This is a genomic window from Rhizobium sp. NPDC090279, from assembly GCF_044769665.1.
Classification (GTDB): Bacteria; Pseudomonadota; Alphaproteobacteria; order Rhizobiales; family Rhizobiaceae; genus Rhizobium.
The window spans coordinates 1-21,908 of sequence record NZ_JBIVYI010000023.1 but is presented as its reverse complement, the minus strand read 5'-3'; the positions used below and the strand labels follow the sequence as shown (position 1 = coordinate 21,908).

Genomic DNA, 21,908 nt, shown 5'->3' with positions numbered 1-21,908 from the left:
CGGAAAGCGGTGGTTCTTGTAACTGATCGTCGGCGAGCTCATCCTCGCCTAGTTATCCGCCAACCGTTAAGCTGCAGACAACGTGACATCGCCCTGCAGATCGTTAAGGAGCCAGCGGCCGGCCGGGCCAGGTTCATGGTCCGCCATGCGGGCGGCGTAGATGGTCAGGGCGTCTGCCGGGTCACGGGCATCTTCGGCCAACTCGAGCCGAACCAGATCGCCGGCTGCGAGATGATCGGCAATCAGATGCTCCGGCATCCGGCACCAGCCGAAGCCGGCCAGCAGGAAATCCAGTCTGCGGCCGAGGTCGACAAAGCGCCACCGCGTGGCGCTGGCCAGGCCGTAATTGTTCGCTTCCCGATCGACGGGATCGGACAGGACGAGCTGGATATGGCGTTCCAGGTCGTCGCGGGTTGCCGGACGACCAAGCGCTGCCAACGGGTGTTCGGCGCTGACCACAGGCGTCAGCGCCACGCGCAGCAGCGGCGAAGCCACGACGTCCTCGGGCACCACCGGCAGCAGCAGGCAGAAGGCCAGTGCGACGTCGCCGCTGCGCAAACGACGCAGCGCCCCCCCCAGGCCCTCGGTCGAGAAGCTGATGGGAAGATGCGGATAGAAGTGGTGCAACGCGCGCAGGCTTTCGATGAGCGGGGCGGTGGGCACCAGCGGGTCTATGGCCAGGGCAAGCTCGGGCTCGACCCCGCCTCGCGCCCCGGTCGCGACGGCCTCGAAGCGTGCCGCGCTAGAAAGCACCAGCCGGGCCTGATCGACCAGAACCCGGCCCGTTTCCGTCAGGCGGGGGCGATGGGTGCTGCGGTCAAAGAGCTGGACGCCCTGGGCGGCTTCCAATGTCGCCACCGACTGGCTGATTGCCGATTGCGCGCGGCGCAATTGCCGCCCGGCCGCCGAAAAGCTGCCGGTATCAGCAATGGTCACCAGGACGCGCAACTGATCGAGGCTGAGACTGCTGATCATGATCCATCATATTGTCCGATAGATATGATCACTTTATTATCGCTCGCACCGCTGGATGGAAAGCCCTACTGTGCGCATCTGCTCCGGCTGTTCAGCCCAAAACCTTGAGGACGCCATGACCAACCTTCTCGTTGTCGAAACCAGCGCGCGCGGCGGGGCTTCGATTTCCCGTCAGCTGACCAAACGCCTTGTCGCCAATTGGCTCGAGGTACACCCGGATGGCGCGGTTGTGCGGCGCGACCTGGCCGTGGATGCGCTGCCGCACGTGACCATGCCGTGGTTATCGGCCTATTTCACGCCACCCCATGCCCATGCCGCGGACATGGCCGAGCAACTGCGTCTCTCGGACGCGCTGGTTGCCGAATTGCTGGCAGCTGACGAGCTTGTCATCGCCACGCCGGTCTACAACTACAATATCCCGGCCAGCCTCAAAGCCTGGATCGATCACATCGTGCGCAAGGGCGTAACGCTTGGCTTCGACGGCAAGGGACTGCTGATCGGCAAGAAAGCCACCGTGGTGCTGGCGTCCGGCGGCATCTATGGCGAGGCTTCGCCCATCGACCACCTCAATTTCACCCCGCGATACCTCAAAGCCATTCTCAACGTCCTCGGCATCACCGACGTGAGGATTATCCATGGCGAAGGTGCCCAGGCCGTGGATATGGGTGAAGCAACGATGGACACGTTCATCGACGCCGTGGTTCCGAAACTCAATCGCGCTGCGGCAGCCTGATTGATCGGGAGTATGCGCCCCCCGATGGAGCCCACTTGCTTCCACCGAGTTCAGGTGTGCCGCAAGATCGCCGCTGCCCGTTTGCGACAAATGCGAGCCTATGCCGAAAGCGGCCGTTTGTAGTTCAAGCCTCCAAGTCGGGCCTGCCCATCAGTCCGGGGACGTGGCGCTGCTTATCTAGGACAAGCCACGCCAGTGGCGCGTCGGGGCTGCTTCGAGCGGCTCACCATGGGCCGCCCGCTCGGGGGATTATTCGTTAAGCTGGCCGGCTCGCAGATCGGCATCGATCAGAGCCGAGACCTCGGTGACCGGAATGCCCTGGCGATCGTTGAACGTACCCGCCTTGTCCCAAGAGACTCCGCGACCGATCGCGAAGGCGGCGCGATACTTCCGCATCATGTTCTTCGGATCGCTCGCCAGCTGTTCCATGAGGAAGGGCACGCTCCATACCGACCGCTTGAACGGGCGACCGAGCGCCGCCTCGAGCTTGTCCGCGACCTGGCTGTAGGTGACAGTGTCTCCAGCCAAGAACACAATCTCATTCCGGATTGTCGGCTCGAAAAACACGATCTCGGCAGTCAGCACGCCGATGTCATCGGGCGTGGTCAGCGTCACGGCGGTGTCGAGGCTACCGAGCGCGTGGACCTCGCTGTTCTCCAGATCGACGACGCCGAACTCTGGCTCGAAGAGATAGCTCATGAACATGCCGGTGGAGATGATGACCCACTCGGTCTTGTCCTGCGAACGCAACAGCTCGCGTACGTCGAGTTGCGCATCGAAGATGTCCTGCGGACCGCCGCGGCCGATCGCTTCGAAATCGACGCCGAACTGCCACGGGAAGTAGCGTGGAATGCCGGATTGAAGCGCCGCCTTGGCGAGCTTCATCGGCGTGTTGATGCCCGCCGCATAGCCTGCGCAGCCGATCACAGTGTCATAGCGCGAGAACAGGGAGGCCAGTTCGTCGATCGAGTCGCTTACGAGATCCCCGAGAACGATCTCGATACCCGACGCGCGAATTTCGGAGATGTCGCGCTGCTTGGCGGGGTCGCCGGACTCAACGGCGCTTTGGCGCAGCAGTACGCTGACCTTGGCGCCGTCAATATTCTCCGCGTGGCGCGAGAGATTGCGCAGGACCGGCATCCCGAGCTCGCCGGCACCCAATACCAGGATATTTCGTGACTTCACGGTGGAAACTGCATCGTTCATATTCTGACTCGTTCAATTTTGGTTGCCGCATTCATCTGGCAAATTATGGGCGAGTGCGAAAGAAGGGTACATGCGTGATACTGCGGTCAGATCGTTAAGCCGAGAAGATGTCCTGAAATATTCCCAGACCGTTTGCGACGGCCTTAGGGACGATGACGACGGGGTACGGCGAGAAGTGTTAGCGCATGCCGGCAATCGCTGGTCTCTCGGTGTCATCCACACTCTTGGCGTTTACGGCCAGCTGCGCCATTCGGAGCTCGCCAGACGAATGCACGGAGTTACGCAGCGGATGCTTACACGCACCCTCCGACACTTAGAGCGAGACGGGTTGGTGATCCGCCACGACTTTGAAGAGGTTGTCCCTCACGTCGAATATGCGTTGTCCGATACGGGCCTGGAGCTGCTGGTCCGAATGGTCCCTCTGTGGACATGGATCGTCGAGAACGTGGATAGCTTTCGCGCGGCGCGAACGACGTTCGACCGAAAGCACAGAAACGGCAAGCCGTAAGCAAGCCGAAACGAGGCACCAACCGCCTCGAAAAGCCGTCATTTGGGGAGCGAGAGCCAGTCGCAGTGCGTCTGCTATAGCAGGCTCAGCCTTGAAAGCTGCCTGTCTGCGTTCCACCCCAAACAAGTTGCACTCGCGGTACGCGCAGACCCCGACGAACCGTCCACTCCCGACAAGCGCTCCAACACAAGAACGAGTTTAACGGCCAGCAAGGCCGCTTAGCTAGTCTTTGGCTCCCAACCCCCTGAAGATGAGCGCTATTATCCTCGCCGACTGAGAATCCCTTCCGGGATGGGACGGAAGCTGCCAAAGAACACCAAGAAGCATCAAAACATCGTCGGCATTTGCACCGGTATCAATCGCACCCGCGGCCTCACATGCAGCGATGAGTGAACGCACCGCCAACACCATTTGCTCATAAGTCTCGCGTTTGTCATCCTCGGAAGTGGCCCCCTGCAGAAGCTTTGCCACGCCGCGTTTCATTGCACTGGAAACGGCCAACTGGGCACACCACAGACGAAACGCCTCGAGCGGAGGATGTTCTTGCAAAAGCGTGGATGCGAGAGCCGCAACGGCGCTGATCTCCTTGCGATAAATGGCCAAGGCCAGAGCTTCCCGCGTCGGGAAGTGGCGATAGAGCGTGCCTTGCCCGACTCCGGCCGCCTTGCCGATGGCGCTGAGCGGCGTCTCGGGATCGGCGGTCAGGGCCTCCCGTGCCACTTCGAGGATGCGATCGCGATTGGCGCGGGCGTCTGCTCGCAATTCATCCTTTTCTACAGACATATCGCCTCTTGACTAATCGGACAATTGTCCGGTACGTAGCAACAAGCGGACAGTTGTCCGAATATAGCCAAGTGGAGTTGGCCATGCAATATGCCAAGCTCGGCCGGACGGGCCTCGATATTTCGCCGATCTGTATTGGCTGCATGGGGTTCGGAGACCCGTCGCGAGGCTACCCTTCCTGGTCGCTCGACGAGGAAGCAAGTCGACGCCTCATTCGCCACGCGCTTGAGGCGGGCATCAATTTCTTCGACACCGCCAATTTGTATTCCAATGGGTCCAGCGAGGAAATCCTCGGGCGGGCACTGAATGACTTTGCGCATCGCGAAAACGTCGTGATCGCCACCAAAATCAGCGCGCCAATGCGCGACGGACCCAATAGTATAGGGCTATCGCGCAAGGCGATCATGACCGAAGTGGATATGAGCCTCAGGCGCCTGGGCGCCGACTATATCGACCTCTACCAGATCCATCGTCGTGACAGGACCACCCCCTGGGAAGAAACGCTCGAGGCCCTGAATGATGTCGTCAAGGCCGGCAAGGTCCGTTATCTCGGCGCATCGTCCATGAAGGCCTGGGAATTCGGCAAGGCGCTGCACTTGCAGAAATCCAACGGCTGGGCCCGCTTCGTGTCGATGCAGGATACCTACAATCTGCTCGACCGCGAGGAAGAGCGCGAGATGCACCCGCTTTGTATCGACGAAGGGGTACAGACCATTGTCTATAGCCCTCTCAACCGTGGCCGGCTGGCCCGGCCGTGGGGAGCGGTCACGGCAAGGGCGGAAAGCGAAGCGGTCTACAAGCTGGGTGCGGCCACGGCCGACAGCGACAAGCAGATTGTCGACGTGGTGGGGGCCATTGCGCAGGAACGGGGAGTCGGCCGGTCGATGATTGCGCTGGCCTGGTTACGCCGCAATCCCGTGGTGGCAGCGCCGATCCTGGGTGGGCTGAAGCCGGAGCATATTGACGACGCCGTGGCCTCCCTCTCAATCAGCCTCACCGACGACGAGGCAGCACGGCTGGAGGCGCCCTATACGCCGCGCCTCGACCACCAGGGAGTGTCAGACCCGGCCATGCTGCGTCGCGCAGCTGAAACGGCCACAGGACACAGCATCAGCCGTCTCCCGGTCCGTGAACTGAGCAAGGTGACATGAACCTTGCTCGTTCTGGCTACCTACATATCCCTCTTCGAGCGCTGATCTGCTTTCTGCATTTCACCGCCTGAAGCTGACGTCCGCTTTCCACCCCACTCTGGTCGTGTGCGATAGCTGGTGGACACGCCCCGCGTGACACCGACCCGCAACCTTCAGAATATGATAGCTCGCGGCAAGGAAGCCGGTGCTGGTTTATCAGGAGGTCCCGCAGGCGGCAGCGGCGGAATGGTCAGTGCCAGCGGCGATCTCCTGATTATCGCACGCTTCGATGAGGCGAGAGCAAAGGACGACAACGAAATCGAATCCTATTGCCGGTCGGCCGTCGCCATGTTCCTCGCCGCGCACGGTGGCAGCGACCACGCGGGCGGAAATCCTGACGGTCCCGACGAACGATAGCATTTAGTTTGAACGGCGATCAGGATGGACGAGGCTGCCGAGATCGCCGCAACGACGGCCAATGCGGTGCGTGTTGGTTCTCCGGCCGAAGCCGATTCCGACCTCGGCCCGGTGGTCAATCGTTCCCAATATGATCGCATCCAGACGCTGATCGAAAGCGGTATTTCAGAAGGCGCCAAGCTCGTTGCCGGTGGACCCGGCCGACCGCAAGGCCTCAATCGCGGCTACTACATCCGGCCGACCGTGTTCTCGCATGTCACACCGGACATGACGATCGCCAGGGAAGAAATCTTCGGACCTGTCCTGTCGATCATCGGTTATTCCGACGAAGAAGAAGCCATCCGTATTGCCAATGACAGCATTTACGGCCTTGCCGCCTATGTCCAGACGCCGGATATCGCCAAGGCCCGCAAGGCCGCTCGCCGCCTTCGCGCTGGCATGGCCGAATGCCTGAAGCTATCACCACTGGACCTGAAAGCTGCGCTTAACCTCGATGGCGGTCCTATCGCCTGCCGCAGCGTTCGATTGAATGGCTATCAACGGAAATTCTACGCCAAATGGGAGGCGCAACTAGAAGACAACATTGTTAAACTATTCCGCTGGTCGATTCCTCAGGCGAACTGGGCAATGCCCGTCTTTCTGACAGTCGAGCGCAATTAGTTGGAACCTAGGACATGTCAGAGCCAAGGCTACCAAAATAGCAAGCTCTTGATGAGATTAGAACTGCCGGCCTCACAAATAAAAGCACAGGATGGCAGTGAGGTAGGGAATGCCTGTCGATCTTACTACGAGCACCGCCGAACCTGAATGCCAAAGCCTCTCACACAACGACACTTGTTCGTCCACCGAGCGACACCTAAACGGGATCGCTGGCCCAGTCTTCATGTCCATGGCGTATTCGGATCACAAAAATTGTTCCGTTCTCCTCGATCCGGTAGACAACAAGATGGGCCTTGAACGGGTGAATTCTAACTGGTGGCGAAATCTCTTCTCGCTCACGTGCCATTCGCGGGTTGGCGGCAATCAGGTCAAACGCAGCGAACAGGTCGTCATGATATCGTCTAGCCTGTGAGGGCCCAAACATCCGCGCACCTTGTTCGGCGATCGCAATGACGTCTTCTTCCGCTTCGACTGAAAGGCTAAAACGCATTATCTGCTGCCGCGCGTCGCTTCCACGCGCGCGACCGCCGCAGCAAAGAGTTCGTCCTTCGACCGACTGCCAACACCGCTTTTGAGACCGTCATCAACAAAACGCTGCATGGCTGCGATTTTATCACTGCGAATTTGGTCTCTGCGAATCAAGTCGCGTACGTAATCACTAGCATTGGAATAGCGGCCAGTCTTTGCTTGCGCCTCAACCCAATCTTTCATCAAGTCCGGAAGAGACACGTTCATCGTAGCCATTCGAGCCTCCAAAGTGAGAGCACGTTAGCCGAACTTGGCAAAGTTTGTCAAATCGATCTTTTGAAGGTAGGTACGCGGCTTGCGGCGCACCTCCGACGGGGCCGTTTCCTGTTCCAGCCGCCAAAAGCCGCCAGTCCCCTTTCCACCATCATCAGCATTGAAGCGGATCAAGCCGAACGGCAGCTATTGGCGAATTGGTAGTCGGCCTGAACGACAGGAACTGGGGCACAAAGCAGTCGTCCCGCGATTGGCTACGACGCCACTTTTTTAAAGACGACAACCCACAGCTAACAAAATCGGATCTGTAATGATGTGAGGGGGCCAGAACCCACGACCATGCTATTACAAAGTGCTCGGCCTTAAATTTTTCAATAGCATACACAGGCTTAACCTCGATAAAGCGACTGATTTTGAGGCCGGGAGCGGACCGTCCGCTATGCGTTCCGACTTCACGGAGAGCGGCCACTCCGCAGCCGGCATCCCTAGAAGGCTAATGTCCAAAGCGGCAATGTCCCGAGTCCATTTGCCGTGTGTGGAACCGGGCGTCAGCCGCTTGATATTGAGCGCCCGGCGAGGCGCGGAGCGTACGCAGCGAGTCGGTGGAATATGAACTCCGTGAAGAGCCGCACGCGCTTCGTCTTGCGTGTCTCCCCCTGCGTGAGAAGCCAGATCGTCGCAGGTGATTTCAGATCGATGCCCGGAACTCTCGCCAGCAGTTGATCGGCATCTCCGACGAAACAGGGCAGTCTGGTCATGCCGATCCCTTGCCTTGTCGCAGCGATCTGCGCGTCGGCGTCCGGCGTCCTGAACGGAACCCCTGTAGCGCGAACCTCCCCTTCGGCGACCCAGGCCGGAAGAGCCTGATCGCCGATGACGATGGGCCTGATTGGATCCGGTCCACCCGCACGCCACGCCGCCAGTCTATCGCGGGACATATAAACACCCGCAAGCAGATCCGGACCTTTTAGGCCATGAAGATTGAGCGGTAGGGTCCTGCGATCGGAGACCATCCTGATTGCCACATCCGCCTCGCGGTTGGTCAGATTCACGACCTCGCCCGTCGATACGATCGCCATCTCGATGTCCGGATGCAGACGGGCAAAATCGGCGATATCCGGCATGAGCAGGTGTGTCGCAAGGAACGGGGGCAGCGTCACCCGCAGAAGCCCGCGCACGCTCTGATCCCGCCCGAGGACGCGCGTCTCCAGTTGGTGCGACGAGGCTTCCATCTGGTTCGCGAACTCCAGAACCTCCTCGCCCGCGGCCGTCAGGCGGTAGCCCGAAGGCAGCTTTTCGAACATCTGCGCCCCGAGGTGCTCCTCGAGCTGGGCAATGCGTCGCTGCACCGTCGAATGATTGACTCCCAAGCTCTTGGCGGCAGCCCGCACCGAGCCGCCACGCGCAGCGGCAAGAAAGTAGCGAACGTCATCCCAGTCGATCATGGTCCATTCCCGCGCCGCATGCGGCGGCTTCTGAAGACCGGTCTACCATACTGGGCCGGATTGCGCGTGATCGTCGCCGCGTTCGAGTGGATCGTTTTCGCACCACGGATACGCGCGATTGCGCACTCACCGCTTGGCGCCGGCGGCCCCATATCGGGGCTGTCGGAGGATGTCTCCGCAAAGCGATGACCCGAGACGCGACACAAGGAATGCATGACATGACCAGATTGAATGGAAAGACCGCCGTGATCACGGGCGGCGCCACCGGTATCGGCCTCGCCGCTGCAAGGCGCTTCATCGAGGAGGGTGCCTTCGTCTTCATCTGCGGCCGTCGGCCGCAAGCACTCGATGCGGCTGTGGCCGAGCTGGGACCCAACGCCCGCGCGGTGAAGGGCTCGGTCTCCGATCCAGCCGACCTCGACCGACTCTACACGGCGGTGAAAGCCGAGCGCGGAAAGCTTGACATCGTCTTCGCCAATGCCGGGGCCGGAAGCCCGCTTCCTCTCGGCCAGATCACCGCCAAGCATATCGACGACACTTTCGACACCAACGTGAAGGGGACGATCTTCACGGTCCAGAAGGCGCTACCACTGATGGGCCAGGGCGGTTCGATCATCCTGACAGGATCGAGCGCGGGCACCACCGGGGCGCCGGGATTCAGCGCCTACAGCGCAAGTAAGGCAGCCGTGCGCAATCTCGCACGGACCTGGGCGGAGGATCTGAAGGGTACCGGTATCCGGGTCAATGTGCTGTCGCCCGGAGCGACAGCGACCGAACTTGCGAAGGAAGCGCTCGGAGAGGAGGGCCAGAAAGCCTACGGCGCGATGACCCCGCTCCGGCGCATGGCCGATCCGACGGAGATCGCGGCCGCGGCCGCTTTCCTCGCGTCGGACGATAGCAGTTTCATGACTGCCAGCGAGGTCGCCGTCGACGGCGGCCTGGCTCAACTCTGACCCCGGCGCGGTTCCGTGCCTAACTCACACACAACGAAGGACAAAAGATTATGAAAGCACTCGAAGGTAAAATCGCAGTCATCACGGGCGGAAGCAGCGGGATCGGCTTGGCCACGGCCAAGCGTTTCGTGGAAGAAGGTGCGCAGGTCGTGATCATTGGACGACGCGAGAAAGTCTTGCAAGAGGCCGCGGCCCTTATTGGGAAAAACGTGACAACGGTCGTGGGCGACGTCTCGCGCTTGGACGATCTGGACAGACTCTACGCCACCGTGAAGGAGAAACATGGTCATATCGATATTCTCTTCGCAAACGCGGGCGCAGGCACGATCGCACCACTCGCGGCAGCTACTGAGGCCCATTTTGACCAGACTTTTGATGTGAATGTTAAGGGGTTGTTCTTTACGGTGCAGAAGGCCCTTCCTCTCTTCAAGGACGGCGGATCGATTATCCTGAACTCTTCGGTCTCGAACGTGATGGGGCTGCCAGCGTTCAGCGCCTACGCAGCAAGCAAAGCGGCTGTTCGCAGCTTCTCGCGGTCGTGGACCCTGGAACTGAAGGATCGCAATATCCGCGTCAATACGATGAGCCCCGGCGCGATCGAGACGCCCGCCTTGGCGACAACGACCGGCCTCACCGCTGAGCAAGCCGAGGAGGCAGTTGCCCAGTTTGCGTCGCAGATCCCAATGGGTCGCAGGGGCAAGCCAGAGGAAATCGCGGCTGCGCTCACCTTCCTCGCTTCCGATGAAAGCTCCTACATCACCGGTACAGATCTCGCCGTCGATGGCGGTTGGGCGCAGGTCTGAGCCGGCGTCAACACAGGATCGGAGAAGCATTATGAGCTACGCAATCATCGGCTTCGGCAATATCGGCCGAGCTCTGGCCAAAGCGTTTTCGCGCAACGGCATCGAAGTAACCGTTGCAACCACGCGCGACCCGAAAAGCTTTGCTGCTGATGCGGTCGCGATCGGGCCCGAGGTTATGGCCAAAACACTGGCGGACGCCGTCAAGGCGGACATCATCTTTTTGGCTGTCCGTTTCGAACAGCACCCGGAGGTTGCGAAGGCGCTCCCCACTTGGCAGGGGAAGACTATGATCGATGTGACCAATGCCTACGGCGTGCCCCCTGAGCAACTGGGAGGACAGCCTTCTTCCAAGGCCGTCGGGCAGGCTTTCTCTGGCGCAAGGCTGGTCAAGGGCTTCAATCATCTGGTCGCCGCCACCCTTGCCCAAGATCCAGCCGTGCACGGCGGCAGGAGAGTCGTGTTCCTGGCGAGCGACGACGACGCTGCCGCAGACGAAATTGGCGCGCTTGCGGAAAATCTCGGCTTCGCGCCGATCAAGCTTGGCGGCCTGTCGGAAGGTGGGCTGCTGGTCCAGGCGCGCGGAAAGAGCTGGGGGCAGCTCATCTTCAAGGACCTAGTCAAGTTCGACGCATAAAACGACGTCCCCACCGACAGGACCACGATGTACGGATCGGATCGAGCACGATCCGGTCCCAGCGAAATGGAGACATTCCCATGAGCATTGAAAAAAACATCCAGACCGTGAAGGACTTCTTCGCCGCGATCGGCCGCGGCGACAAGGAGGCTCTGCTGGCACTGGTCGCGGACGACATCGAGTGGATCATTCCAGGTAGGGACTGGCCGCTGGCCGGCACCTACCGGGGACACGCGGGACTGGCAAATTTGCTGGAGACGGCATCCGGGTCGATGGAAACCTCCACGCGACCCCGGGAGTTTGTCGCACAAGGAGACCGGGTTCTCGTCGTCGGCTTCGCCAACGGGAAGGTCAAAGCTACGAACAAGCCGTTCGAGGACGACTGGATATTCGCGATCACGGTCCGGAACGGCAAAATCATCAGCATCCGGGAATACGTCGACACGCAAGCGCTGGCCCGGGCCTCGCAGATGGGCACGACCGGGCACACAAAGCGCAGGTCTTCTGCAACCATCGGCTTCGCCGAAGGTGGATGAGTCGCGGATCGCCGTCTCACGAGACGCCACTCGTCGAATGCCCAACCGAAAAGGAGATCCCTATGTACGACCAATCCAAACTGTCCGAGTTGATCCGGTTTGCCCGCATTGATGCGGGTGCCAATGTCATCGACGTTTATCCGGCGACGGCAACTGGACGCGCCTGTTCTCTGACATCGTCGGACCCGAAGGTCGAAAGGCCCGCTGATTTTCCGTTGCGCCTTCTTCAGCTGTCGCTTTGCATTTAATCGGGCTCCTCCTCACTTTGTGTGGTGGTTGAATTTGCGGTGGGCGAAACGCTCGACGCCGTACGGGCGGAGGAGAATTTCCGTGAAGTAGTGGCCGTGCAGAGATCAGATCAGCCGGTTGAAGACGGTCGAGCGGGTGCTCTATGGCGGAATTGGCCGGTAGCATGCTCGGAGAACGCATGCTACCGCTCAATTGACGGGGCCACCACACAAAGTGAGGAAGACCCGTTTACGAGGTGAAATGTCAGGCCGACAACCGACGGATAGGCTCCCACTAATTGACCCGTTGACTGCATTTTGCCGTCGAATAAATACGCCGCGTTCGCCAGGGCCTGGGGCCGCGCCTTGCCGAAATACATCAGTTCCCAGATAGCGTGATCTTCAAAGATCTCGGTCCTCGTGTCTCCCTCGAATTTCTCGATTGTCACCTTGCCGGTGAAGCGGTGATAGGCGCCGTCAAAGCCGATCAATCGCGCAATGATCCGCTTGAGCAGTGGCGCGCGGTCGGTGAAGATGGCCTGCAGAATGGTTTTCTGGCGCTCGAACGATACGACATAACGCGTATCGCCAGAGTGATAGGTATAGCGTGTAATGTCGGCCACTGGCTTGCCGGTCTTGCTGTCGGTCTCGACGCATTCCGCGTCAAAGGCGACTTTGGTCTCGTCATCGGCGATGATCTGCCCGTCCTTGGCCAGCATATAGACGATCTGCGTCTCGTAGCCATAGGCGGCAGTGGCGGTGATATAGGATGCGATGACGGTGTAGGGGCCGACGCTTGCGCGTGCCCAATACCAGTTGTGCATGAGCGTCTGCATGGGGACGTCGCCCCAATTGTGATCGTGATATCCGCTGCCAGAGGCGTGGTATTCCTCATTGCCGATCTTGTAGCGGACGCTTGCCGTGCCGTGGGGCACAGAAGGGAGCCACGCAAAGAGCTTCTCTCGACCCTCGGTGCCAAAATAAAGATGACCAGCCTTGGGACGCCACGGGCGGACTTCTCCCGTCAGTTCGATATCGACCGATATCTCCTCGATCGTTGCTGTAATGCGGTAACGGTGGAGATCGCCGACGAAACGATTTTCGCCAATCTTGACGTCGCAACCGGATGTCGATGCGCTGAACAATTCCGGCTTGGTGTCGAGAAATTTCTCGAAGGTGCGGCCGTCAGGCAAGGTGAGGTTGATGGTGATCCGTGGCGCCAGAGGGCCGTTAGGGCTGACATTGGGCTTTGTGTAGAACACGACGACAACGGTTGCCCCATCGTCGAGATGGGCGTCGAAATACCACCATTCATAGCGGCCCTTGTTTGTGCCGATGCGCTGCCCGTCCTCGAATTGCAGGACATAGACCGGGTCGATGCCGAGCCGCTCGTAGTCGGCAGGGCGCCCTGCTAGGCGAAAGTGGGGGTTGTTATTGTGGTCCATAGCCTTCTGTCCAGTGGCAATTGCGGGATCAGGCCGGCAGGCCGAGTTGCTTACGATACTTTGGCACCAGCATGGTTTCTGCCTTCACTTTGCGGATCAGCCACGTCGATCGAAGAGTTCCGATCAGCGGAGCGAAGATGACACCCGCTTGACTGCCCAGGGTGACCGCCATCATGAGGTTGCCGGTCTTCGCCGTGTAAGTCTTGGGCGGCTTACGTCCCGCTGCCATCGCGCGGATGTTCGCTTCCGCGACACTAACCTGGCCGGCGATATGCAGCGCCATCTTGTTTTCCTTGAGGTCGGTAATGTCGCCGAGTGCGAACACATCGTTCTCGCCCTCCATCAAGAGTTGGGGCGTCACCCTGACACGCCCATCGGCATCGAGGCGGTCTGAGAAATGGGTAAGTAGATATTCGGTATTTGGCCGCCCACCGATGCAGCACAACATGAGGTCATAACCGATGCGCTTGCCACTGGCGGTTCGGGCCTGGCCCGGCTCTACAGAGTAACCGTTCGGTGGCAACGGTGTCTCGATCCGTTCGCCGGTGAGCAGCTTCACCCGACGCCTTCTTAGGAATTTTGTCGCTAGGACAGAGGCCGTGCCTCCGGTCTCGGCCAAGATGCGCGCGCCGGATTGCACGATGGTCACGGAGCGTCCCGGCCAGGTCTCGATGATCTCACCGGCGATTTCGACACCCACAGGGCCACCCCCGACAATCAGGATGCGCCGCGCAGAGGCGAGCGATGCCCTTAGCTGATAGAAGCCAGCCTTACGCTCTTCGATCGAACCGCTGGATGATCGAATGAACGGCCCGGAGAAGCGGCTGCCGGTCGCCAGCACGGTGATGTCGGCCGTCACCATCCGTTGGCCTCCATGATCATCTTCAATGCGCCCGCCGGCCCGGCTGAACTCGACGAGACGTCCACGGATATATTGCGCTTTCGGAAGGGCTTCGGCGATCGGCACTATAGCCTCTTCGCCGTATTCGGGTCGGACCATCAGCCGGGGCATTGCCATCGGCACTTCGAAGTAGTCCGTTGGCGCGATGACCGTCACATCGAAGTCGTCGGAGAGACGGCTCGCCAGCACCGCGCCTGCCATTCCGGTTCCGTAGATCGCAATCTTGCTTTTCATTCTCTGTACCGCCTTCAAGCGTGGAATATGATCCTACATTGGCGTTTTCAAACTCATCGTAATAGACTATATATCTCGATACTTATCATCGTTCGGTGCTATAGATGCTCGACGGCGTCACACTTGATCAATTCCGCACTTTCGTCGCCGTCGCGGATGAGGGCAGCTTTTCAGCGGCTGGCCGTCGCCTCAGGCGCGCGCAATCCGTAATCAGCCAGACGCTGGCCAATATGGAAGGGCAGCTGGGTGTCAAGCTCTTCGACCGGACCAAACGGATCCCGGTTCTCACCGAGGCCGGTCGGGCACTCCTACCCGATGCGCGTACGGTTACCGGCGCCATTGATTCATTTAAGGCCCGCGCGCGAGGCCTTGCCGGCGGTCTGGAGGCGGAGCTAGCGGTCGTGGTCGATGTGATGTTGCCTACGCCTGTTTTAACGCATGCCGTGGCCGAATTCTCTTCCTGTTTTCCAGACGTTCCCCTTCGCCTCTATGTCGAAGCGCTCGGTGCAGTTCTCAAAATGGTCCTCGAGGGGACTTGCGCGTTCGGGATCGTCGGTACGTTGCCCGAGGTACCTGAAGATGTCGTTCGCGAGCATTTGATGGAGGCGCAGATCGTACCGGTCGCTGCGCCGTCTCATCCGCTCGGGCTTCATCCCATGCCACTAACGATCAGTGATCTGTCGGGGCATGTTCAACTCGTCCTGACCGACCGCTCCAGCCTTTCGAGTGGAACGGAGATCGGAGTCGTGTCGGCGAAACCTTGGCGGTTGGCTGATTTGGGCGCAAAACACGCGTTCCTCAAGGCGGGCATGGGTTGGGGTGGCATGCCATTGCATCTTGTCCAAACTGACATCGATTCCGGCGCGTTGGTCATCCTCGATATAATCGAAATGCCGAGGAGAGGCGCGTGGGTGCAGTTGTCTGCAGTGTTCAAGGCAGACGCACCGCCCGGTCCGGCTGGTCGATGGTTGATCGAACGGTTTAAGGCGAAGGCTGAAACGACTGACGCGGTGTCATGTCTGGGTGAGACCTGAGATCGCGAATACAGAGTGGCGGGACATAGCAGATTCTGGCGGCCCTCGAGTGCGGACATCCAAAATCCATGTACGCTGTGGTAGGCTGGCCCATTCCAGGCGAGTTTGCCGGCGCCGACATTTCGCAGGTGACAAGCAAGCTCGAAGGCCAGCGTCGGCGGTGCGATTTGGCCGGTGCTGCCGAAATGACTGGCTTTGTATTGGTGACCGTAGTTGATGACGACCTCGGTCGCTCCGGCTCCGGCAGTATGGAACAGCCTCGATTTGAACGGTTTTTTGCGCTGGTCGGTTCGGGCAATTTGGGAGCGGTCCATTGCATCGTCATCGCGCCTAGCACGTGACGGTCGGGGCCTGGCACCACTTGATCGACCTGTGCGCAGGACGGCACCCTCATCATCGACGCCGACGGCTGTACGAACCCGCGACTTATTAATGACCAGCTGCCGTTAGGACTGAAGCGAAGAACCGGGACCACCATTCAGACTTAAAGCCGGCAGCAATTTCCAAATCAACTGGTTGAGACTCGCGAGACGAGCCAAAAGCGCTCACATTGGTAGAAGTCGGTGTAAATCGTAAGAAGTCTAAAATAATTCTGGTATGCCAAATTCACAACGTCTGTATAGCATCTGTGCCTTCCGTGTCGTTCTCTGACGAAAGTTCAGGCCTACTAGGACCGAATTGCGGTGTCGCATCACCTCAATAGCGAACAAGGCCGGAGCACCATAACAATGTTCCGGCCTCGCAATTTATAAATCCTGTGGAAGCGAGGTTGAGTTTCGCACTACTGTGCGCCAAATCTAGAGCGGCGGCGTGTGCGTAACTCCTTTAGGTGAGGCAGGGCGGCCATATCCGGATCCCCGCACGCTTATCGTTGCGATGGGCGATTGCCGCATTCCTCAGCTTATTCAGCAGGAGGCGCAACTTCCGGATCACGCAGGGCGAACCACGCAAGAAGGCTGACGAGAATGCCGGCGACGGCGGCGAACCAGAAGGCGCGTTGAACGCCACCTGCGACAGCAATCAGCAAGCCATCGTCTGCCAGTCCCGTGACATGCTGGTTGGCGATGGCAATCAGCACGGCGAGTCCGATAGCATTGCCGACGCTGAGTGTCGTGGATGCCATGCCGGAGGCGACGCCCTGATCGTCATGATGAACGCCGGCCGAGGCCGCAATCCACATGCCCGTCCAGACGATGCCTTGGCCGATGCCAGAGACGATCAGACCCGGCACGATGGCAACATAACTGCTGTCGGCATCCGCACCGGCAACGAGAAGCGCGGTGCCGACCGCACCGACGATCATACCACCGGTCAGCGTAATGCGGGTTGAGAGCCGCGTCACCAGCCGTTCGCCGAGTTGGGTGCCTGCGGCGATTGCCAGGGATGGGATGAGAAAGGCAAAGCCGGTCTGGAGCGCGGTGAAGCCATGGATGTTCTGGAACAGCACGGTTAGGAAGTAGGGCAACGCGCCGAAGGTGCCCATGTAGAGGAAGGTGATCGTCATGCAGGCGACGAGGCTGCGATTGCGAAACAGCCGCGGCGGCATAAGCGGATCGGCGCTTCGCGCTTCGATCGCGGCGAAAGCGATGAGAAAGATCGCAGAAAGCGCCAACGCCCAGAGGATGACTGGCGAATTCCATCCGAACTCCGGCCCCTGCACCAGGGCGAAGACCAGTAGCGTCGTGCCCGCCGATACTGTCAGTGCACCTAGCACGTCGAAGCTGCGGTGCCCATGCCGTTTCGGATCACGCGGAATGACGAAGAAGGCGGCGAGAATGGCGATACCGGCCAGAAGGACGTTGACGAAGAAGACAGCCGGCCAACCCCAGATGCTGGTAAGAAACCCGCCCGCCAGCGCTCCGATAGTTAGCCCGCTCGCGCCAGTTCCACCCCATATGGCAAGCGCCCTGTTACGCTCTGGCCCCTCGGCGAACAGGCGATTGATGAGCGAAAGCGTCGCCGGAAACAGGAAGGCGGCTCCGATCCCCTGTATGGCGCGTGCTGTGACGATGATCTCCGGCGACCTGGCAAGCCCGCCTGCGAGCGATGATAGCGCGTAGAGCCAAAGCGCGAAGATGAAGACGCGCCGTTGGCCGATCAGGTCGGCGGCACGCCCCCCGAACAGCAGGAACCCGCCACATAGAACCATGTAGGCACTCACCACCCATTGCAGGGTCTGACCCGAGAAGCCGAGGCCCGCCCCGATCTGCGGAAGGGCCACGAAGACGATATTGATGTCGAGCGAGTAAATGAGTTGGGCAAAAGCAAGCAGCGCCAATGCCGCCCCCCGTTTTGCCCCTGTCGCTACTGCTAGTCCTGCTTGATCCGAAGTACTCATATCCATCTCCAATCCGGCAATTCTTTGTCAATCACTAAACAATAAAGTGTTGCCTTCACTCGTCAAGTGCATTATTGGTTGCTTGCTCAAGAATGGAGATTTGGATGGCGGGGCGACCGCGAGAGTTCGACCGGCACGAAGCATTGACCAAAGCGCGCGACGCTTTCTGGTCACGCGGCTATGAGGGGGTGTCGATGGCCGATCTCGTTTCGACGCTGGGGCTCGCCTCAGCGCGCATCTACGCCGCCTTCGGGTCAAAGGAGGCGCTGTTTCGAGAAGCCGTGGCGCTCTATCACGCCGAGGAAGGCGGTTTCGCCACGCGGGCGCTGGCGGAGGAGCCAACCGCCCAACAAGCGATTGAACGAACCCTGTATGAAGCCATCGAAACCTATACCAGAAAGGAACGTCCTCAGGGCTGTATGGTCGTCTCGGCGGCGACCAACTGCACAAGCGAGAATGCCGGTGTGCGCGAGTGGCTGGCGGACTGTCGCCTGCGGCGCACGGCGTCATTGGTGGAACGGATCGAGCGAGCGATCGCTGAGGGAGAGTTGAAGCCTGACGCCGATGCCCAGATGCTCGGCGACTACTACGCCACCGTCCTGCATGGACTGTCCGTACAGGCGCGTGACGGCGTGCCGAAACAGCGTTTGCTGGCGATGATCCCGGTCGTGATGCAGATTATCAACGCGGTTAGGGTGTAGCGAGGTTAAAACACGCTACGCGTCCGCAATCCCAAGCCGTTGATGTCTCCCAGCTCTCTGACCAACAGCAAGTGCATTTCCAGCGTTCCGTTCACCTGGACGAGAAGAGCAAGCTGGTTTTGAAGAATGGTGTCATCAACGCAATGGCGAGCCACGCCGATGATGCGGCTACAGTTTCTGACCCTGCCGAAACCTTGAATGAGCTACTGGTGGGTGGCGATCCGAAGAAGGCTGTCGCGGCGTTAATCGGAGCGGCGCCAGGGATGTTGGTCAGCCGCCGAGCAGTCTCCTCTGCTTTTACTGCCGCGACGACCTCTTCGTGTCGAGTTTCTCGATGCGAGCTGTCAGCATCTCGATCGGCTCGGCAAACACCAACGGCCAAATTATCCAGCCACCATTTCTTTGTTGAACGACAAATAAATAGCTTGACAGAAGCACAGCGGCTTTTCCCATCGGACGTTTCGAAGTCCGTTGAGCCGCCTCGAATAAGGGAAGCGGATTAGCCTTCGAAGCTGCCCCCATACTCCTTCGGGACTAGATCCGCCTGGGCATGACCGCTCTTGATCAAGCCAAGAATCATGTCTGCCACCAAGGTCGGGGATTGCGCGATCGATGCCGTCCCGGCTTCCTGTGCCTTTGCCGAATCCAGGCCCGATCTCACGGAGCCATAGAACTCGGTCGCAGTGATAAACGGATGCATGATCGATACGACAATTCCCGCATCGGCAAGCTCCAGGCGTGCCACGCTTGAGAGCATGTTCAGAGCGGATTTCGAGCTGGTGTAGGCAGCCGCGCCTGGGTATGTGCCAAGCGTCGCACCCGAACTGACGTTGACAATGCTACCAGCACCTTGCCTGCGCATAAAAGGAATGACCGCCTGCATCATAACTAGGGGGGCCACGCTATTGAGATTGAGCAGTTCTCGAAAATCGTCAATGCCGATGTCTTCGATAGTGGCATGAAGGCCTTGCCCCGCGTTGTTCACCAGGGCATCGATACGACCAAATTTTCCTATTGCGGCATGCACAGCTTGTTGCACAAATTCGGGGCGCGTGACATCGCAGGCGACTGCCAGCGCGTTATCCCCTAGTTCGCTGGCCAGCGCATCGATACGATCTTTCCTACGGGCCAGCAGGACCACCCGCGCGCCGGATTGGGAAGCGGCGCGTGCCGTCGCTTCACCAATGCCCGAGGAAGCGCCGGTCACGAGCACAACTGCGTCTCTAATCTCCATCAGACATATCCTTTCTTTGATGCCATGGCAGGTTCAAGCTCACGGCGCTCACGCGTCAGTCCCGCTTTCAATCCATGATCGGCTTTACATAACCCGCGTAAGAGCGGGCCAGGAGATAATGGCGAACAGTAATAGGCCGCAGCCCATCGCAACGCGTGTCTGATCTGGTCTAAAATTTGCACATTCCTGCTAATTAGGTTGATCTCGAGTTCTGGTCATGCCACATCTGCCGCAATGAGCGATGCCCTGCGATCTATGAAGTATTTTGTGGAAAAACATGCCACGGGAGCGCTCACGCGGACTGGAATCCCCCGCGTCGACATACTCAAGGTCACAGAGCCAACCGAGCTGTTTCCCGAAGTTTATCAGCCCCTGGTTAGCCTCATCCTGCAAGGTGAGAAGCGCCTGCTGATCGGAAACCAAGTCCTGAACTACGCCACAGGCTACACCTTCATCGGGTCTGTGGAACTTCCCGTGGTCGGTGAGATTGTCCAAGCCAGTGCGAGGGTGCCATATCTCGCTGCCAGCCTGACCTTCGATCGCTCTGTGGTCGCTGACCTGCTGAGCCTTGAGCCCAGCCCGACGAAATTGCCCGACACGCGAAGTTTTTGCGTCAATCACGCCAGTGACCGTCTAATTGATGCCTGGCTTAGAATGTTACATCTGATGGAGCAACCTGACGAGATTGCCGTGATGGCTCCTTTGCTAGAACGTGAAATCCTGTTCCGATTGCTGCGCGGCCCGCAAGGTGCGGTCCTGCGACAAGTGGCCGGCATCAATGATCGCTTCTCTCAAATCAGAAACACTTTGATCTGGATCAGGAACGAATATGCAACCGCCTTTCAGGTGGAAGACCTTGCATGCGCTGCCAACATGAGCGCCTCGGCCTTCCAGCGGCGCTTTAAAGCAAGCACAGGCCTTTCTCCAATCCAATATCAAAAGCAAATTAGATTATACGAAGCGCGAAGGATGCTGTTTGCCAAGCCCGGTGATGTCGCTACTGTTGCGCTTGCGGTTGGTTATGAAAGTCTATCTCAATTCACCCGAGAATACGCCCGTATGTTTGGGTATCCTCCGGCTCGCGACATTAGAAAGCTGCGGGCGAAGTCGCCCGCAGCTCCACTGCATTCTGACAAACCGCCAGGATCATAAGCTTAGAACCGCCGGGGTTACCGAGATCGACCACCGCTACGGGGCACCGCTGCATTCCGCGACTAGTCATCTCAGTTCTCGTCCGCTAGCCGCTAACAGGGGCCCACCGCCTTTTGTGTGCGAGGGCAAAGACGGAAGCCAATACCGATCTGCTTCGCGGCGTTCCATTGCACGGCCCCCGTTCTTGTAGGGCTGGCGGTCGATCAAGCCGAGGGCCGAAGCTTCGGGACGAAGAGGCGCATCGAGCCCATTGCGAAAGGTCATGATAATTCCTCTGCCGCCGTTGGGTTGAATGGGTTGCGTGGGTGGCGTCGCCTTAACTTGCAATGGCTGCTTGGAAGGCTTGGAAAGCTGAGGTCAGACCATACTCGGCACTGAGATTTCACGCCCGACGGCGACGGCGTTGATACGCAACTCGCGATGATCGGTGGCGGTGAGATGTTTTCGATGAAGAAGGAAGAGATTAGCGATCTGGCCATGCTGAGACAAAGCGTTGGCATTGCCGTGCCGACTTGAAGCGCCTCATGCGCGACTCTCGTCGCCGCACAGGGAGGTGGGAATTCTCGGCTCGGTTGTTGAGCCCCTTGTGCGAGCGATGCTCCACGCCGGGCATCAATTCAGCTTTTGCGGCGCAGTAAGAACGCAGCTTCCGGTAACCATTGCCGGCGGCGTAACGCTTTGATTTTTTAGCAGTTTGCGCATCAACCGAAGGGTTGCTCTTTTGTTTCTACGGCTTTGCAGAAGAGCATCAAGCACATAGCTTTCGGCATCCACGGCACGCCACAGCCAGTATTTCCAGCCTTTGATCGTTACGACCATCTGGTCGCAGTGCCACTTGTCGGAAAAGCTGCCACGGGATCGCCGACGGAATTCATGAGCGAATTTTAGACCAAACTTCGCCACCCATTCCGCGACGGTCTGAAACGAGACCTCAATGCCGCGTTCGGCAAGCACGTCCTCGCCATCACGCACACTCAGCGGAAAACGATAATAGAGCCAAACGGCATGAGCGACGATCTCGGCGGGAAAGCGATGGCGACGATAATGGGGCTGCGGTTCTTTGGTCATGTCTGTCGAATATCAGCTCGATCAGCGAAACACGTTAAGGCGACGCCACC

19 protein-coding genes and 5 pseudogenes are annotated in these 21,908 nt (G+C 59.3%); 13 read left to right on the top strand and 11 right to left on the bottom strand.

Annotated features, from left to right (window positions below; all coding sequences use genetic code 11):
* Positions 1–66 precede the first annotated feature (66 nt).
* Entirely contained in the window at positions 67–975 is a 909-nt protein-coding gene (locus tag ACIQWP_RS30970) for a LysR family transcriptional regulator (protein WP_402796121.1), read from the bottom strand.
* A 115-nt stretch (positions 976–1,090) separates the two neighbouring features.
* On the opposite strand from ACIQWP_RS30970, the gene ACIQWP_RS30965 reads away from it, so the two are divergent.
* Complete coding sequence (locus tag ACIQWP_RS30965) at positions 1,091–1,708, top strand: FMN-dependent NADH-azoreductase (RefSeq protein ID WP_402796118.1); 618 nt, start codon at positions 1,091–1,093, stop codon at positions 1,706–1,708.
* 249 nt (positions 1,709–1,957) lie between these two features.
* On the opposite strand, the gene ACIQWP_RS30960 is transcribed toward ACIQWP_RS30965, so the two are convergent.
* Complete coding sequence (locus ACIQWP_RS30960) at positions 1,958–2,914, bottom strand: aromatic alcohol reductase (protein WP_402796115.1); 957 nt, start codon at positions 2,912–2,914, stop codon at positions 1,958–1,960.
* A 70-nt stretch (positions 2,915–2,984) separates the two neighbouring features.
* Between ACIQWP_RS30960 and ACIQWP_RS30955 the strand changes: the two genes are divergently transcribed.
* On the top strand, positions 2,985–3,422 hold the full coding sequence (locus tag ACIQWP_RS30955) for a winged helix-turn-helix transcriptional regulator (RefSeq protein WP_402796112.1): 438 nt from the start codon (positions 2,985–2,987) through the stop codon (positions 3,420–3,422).
* A 222-nt stretch (positions 3,423–3,644) separates the two neighbouring features.
* Here the strand turns inward: ACIQWP_RS30955 and ACIQWP_RS30950 are convergent, their stop codons facing one another.
* A complete protein-coding gene (locus tag ACIQWP_RS30950; RefSeq protein ID WP_402796110.1) occupies positions 3,645–4,205 on the bottom strand; it encodes a TetR/AcrR family transcriptional regulator in 561 nt (186 codons plus the stop codon).
* Between the two features lie 83 nt (positions 4,206–4,288).
* On the opposite strand from ACIQWP_RS30950, the pseudogene ACIQWP_RS30945 reads away from it, so the two are divergent.
* From ACIQWP_RS30945 to ACIQWP_RS30935, 3 pseudogenes are all read left to right on the top strand, one after another.
* A pseudogene (locus tag ACIQWP_RS30945) lies at positions 4,289–5,242 on the top strand (aldo/keto reductase); the annotation flags it as partial.
* A gap of 357 nt (positions 5,243–5,599) precedes the next feature.
* A pseudogene (locus tag ACIQWP_RS30940) lies at positions 5,600–5,752 on the top strand (TetR family transcriptional regulator); the annotation flags it as partial.
* Between the two features lie 15 nt (positions 5,753–5,767).
* A pseudogene (locus ACIQWP_RS30935) lies at positions 5,768–6,190 on the top strand (aldehyde dehydrogenase family protein); the annotation flags it as partial.
* Between the two features lie 418 nt (positions 6,191–6,608).
* On the opposite strand, the gene ACIQWP_RS30930 reads toward ACIQWP_RS30935, so the two are convergent.
* The 3 genes from ACIQWP_RS30930 to ACIQWP_RS30920 form a co-directional block, all read right to left on the bottom strand.
* Positions 6,609–6,902 (bottom strand): type II toxin-antitoxin system RelE/ParE family toxin, encoded by a 294-nt coding sequence (locus tag ACIQWP_RS30930; RefSeq protein WP_402796107.1) that lies wholly within the window; start codon positions 6,900–6,902, stop codon positions 6,609–6,611.
* Positions 6,902–7,156, bottom strand: a complete 255-nt coding sequence (locus ACIQWP_RS30925; protein ID WP_402796104.1) for a type II toxin-antitoxin system ParD family antitoxin — start codon at positions 7,154–7,156, stop codon at positions 6,902–6,904. The genes ACIQWP_RS30930 and ACIQWP_RS30925 overlap by 1 nt, the downstream gene beginning before the upstream one ends.
* 545 nt (positions 7,157–7,701) lie before the next feature.
* Positions 7,702–8,598 (bottom strand): LysR family transcriptional regulator, encoded by an 897-nt coding sequence (locus tag ACIQWP_RS30920; protein ID WP_402796101.1) that lies wholly within the window; start codon positions 8,596–8,598, stop codon positions 7,702–7,704.
* A gap of 218 nt (positions 8,599–8,816) precedes the next feature.
* Here ACIQWP_RS30920 and ACIQWP_RS30915 point away from each other — a divergent pair, with 218 nt between their 5' ends.
* From ACIQWP_RS30915 to ACIQWP_RS30895, 5 genes and pseudogenes are all read left to right on the top strand, one after another.
* Positions 8,817–9,551, top strand: coding sequence for an SDR family NAD(P)-dependent oxidoreductase (locus ACIQWP_RS30915; RefSeq protein WP_402796098.1), 735 nt, complete (start codon positions 8,817–8,819; stop codon positions 9,549–9,551).
* A gap of 50 nt (positions 9,552–9,601) precedes the next feature.
* Complete coding sequence (locus ACIQWP_RS30910) at positions 9,602–10,354, top strand: SDR family NAD(P)-dependent oxidoreductase (protein WP_402796095.1); 753 nt, start codon at positions 9,602–9,604, stop codon at positions 10,352–10,354.
* 31 nt (positions 10,355–10,385) lie between these two features.
* Positions 10,386–10,988, top strand: a complete 603-nt coding sequence (locus tag ACIQWP_RS30905; protein ID WP_402796093.1) for an NADPH-dependent F420 reductase — start codon at positions 10,386–10,388, stop codon at positions 10,986–10,988.
* Between the two features lie 80 nt (positions 10,989–11,068).
* The gene (locus tag ACIQWP_RS30900; RefSeq protein ID WP_402796090.1) at positions 11,069–11,524 is read left to right on the top strand and encodes a nuclear transport factor 2 family protein; all 456 of its coding nucleotides are present in this window, start codon (positions 11,069–11,071) and stop codon (positions 11,522–11,524) included.
* A gap of 62 nt (positions 11,525–11,586) precedes the next feature.
* A pseudogene (locus tag ACIQWP_RS30895) lies at positions 11,587–11,720 on the top strand (methyltransferase); the annotation flags it as partial.
* A gap of 234 nt (positions 11,721–11,954) precedes the next feature.
* Here ACIQWP_RS30895 and ACIQWP_RS30890 read toward each other — a convergent pair.
* Both ACIQWP_RS30890 and ACIQWP_RS30885 read right to left on the bottom strand, forming a co-directional pair.
* Positions 11,955–13,196 carry a hypothetical protein gene (locus ACIQWP_RS30890; protein WP_402796088.1) on the bottom strand — a complete coding sequence of 414 codons (1,242 nt, stop codon included), beginning with the start codon at positions 13,194–13,196 and terminating at the stop codon, positions 11,955–11,957.
* 28 nt (positions 13,197–13,224) lie between these two features.
* Positions 13,225–14,331: an NAD(P)/FAD-dependent oxidoreductase gene (locus tag ACIQWP_RS30885; RefSeq protein WP_402796085.1), complete on the bottom strand. Its 1,107-nt coding sequence runs from the start codon at positions 14,329–14,331 to the stop codon at positions 13,225–13,227.
* 104 nt (positions 14,332–14,435) lie between these two features.
* On the opposite strand from ACIQWP_RS30885, the gene ACIQWP_RS30880 reads away from it, so the two are divergent.
* Complete coding sequence (locus ACIQWP_RS30880; RefSeq protein ID WP_402796083.1) at positions 14,436–15,365, top strand: LysR family transcriptional regulator; 930 nt, start codon at positions 14,436–14,438, stop codon at positions 15,363–15,365.
* Between the two features lie 901 nt (positions 15,366–16,266).
* Here the strand turns inward: ACIQWP_RS30880 and ACIQWP_RS30875 are convergent.
* Positions 16,267–17,703, bottom strand: a complete 1,437-nt coding sequence (locus tag ACIQWP_RS30875) for an MFS transporter (RefSeq protein ID WP_402796080.1) — start codon at positions 17,701–17,703, stop codon at positions 16,267–16,269.
* Positions 17,704–17,807: 104 nt separating this feature from the next.
* Here ACIQWP_RS30875 and ACIQWP_RS30870 point away from each other — a divergent pair, with 104 nt between their 5' ends.
* Positions 17,808–18,404 (top strand): TetR/AcrR family transcriptional regulator, encoded by a 597-nt coding sequence (locus tag ACIQWP_RS30870; protein WP_402796077.1) that lies wholly within the window; start codon positions 17,808–17,810, stop codon positions 18,402–18,404.
* A 499-nt stretch (positions 18,405–18,903) separates the two neighbouring features.
* Here ACIQWP_RS30870 and ACIQWP_RS30865 read toward each other — a convergent pair whose 3' ends face one another.
* A complete protein-coding gene (locus ACIQWP_RS30865) occupies positions 18,904–19,638 on the bottom strand; it encodes an SDR family oxidoreductase (protein ID WP_402796074.1) in 735 nt (244 codons plus the stop codon).
* A gap of 234 nt (positions 19,639–19,872) precedes the next feature.
* Here ACIQWP_RS30865 and ACIQWP_RS30860 point away from each other — a divergent pair, with 234 nt between their 5' ends.
* Entirely contained in the window at positions 19,873–20,790 is a 918-nt protein-coding gene (locus tag ACIQWP_RS30860; RefSeq protein ID WP_402796072.1) for an AraC family transcriptional regulator N-terminal domain-containing protein, read from the top strand.
* Positions 20,791–21,147: 357 nt separating this feature from the next.
* Here ACIQWP_RS30860 and ACIQWP_RS30855 read toward each other — a convergent pair.
* Positions 21,148–21,858, bottom strand: a pseudogene (locus tag ACIQWP_RS30855) (IS6 family transposase).
* Between the last annotated feature and the right edge of the window lie 50 nt (positions 21,859–21,908).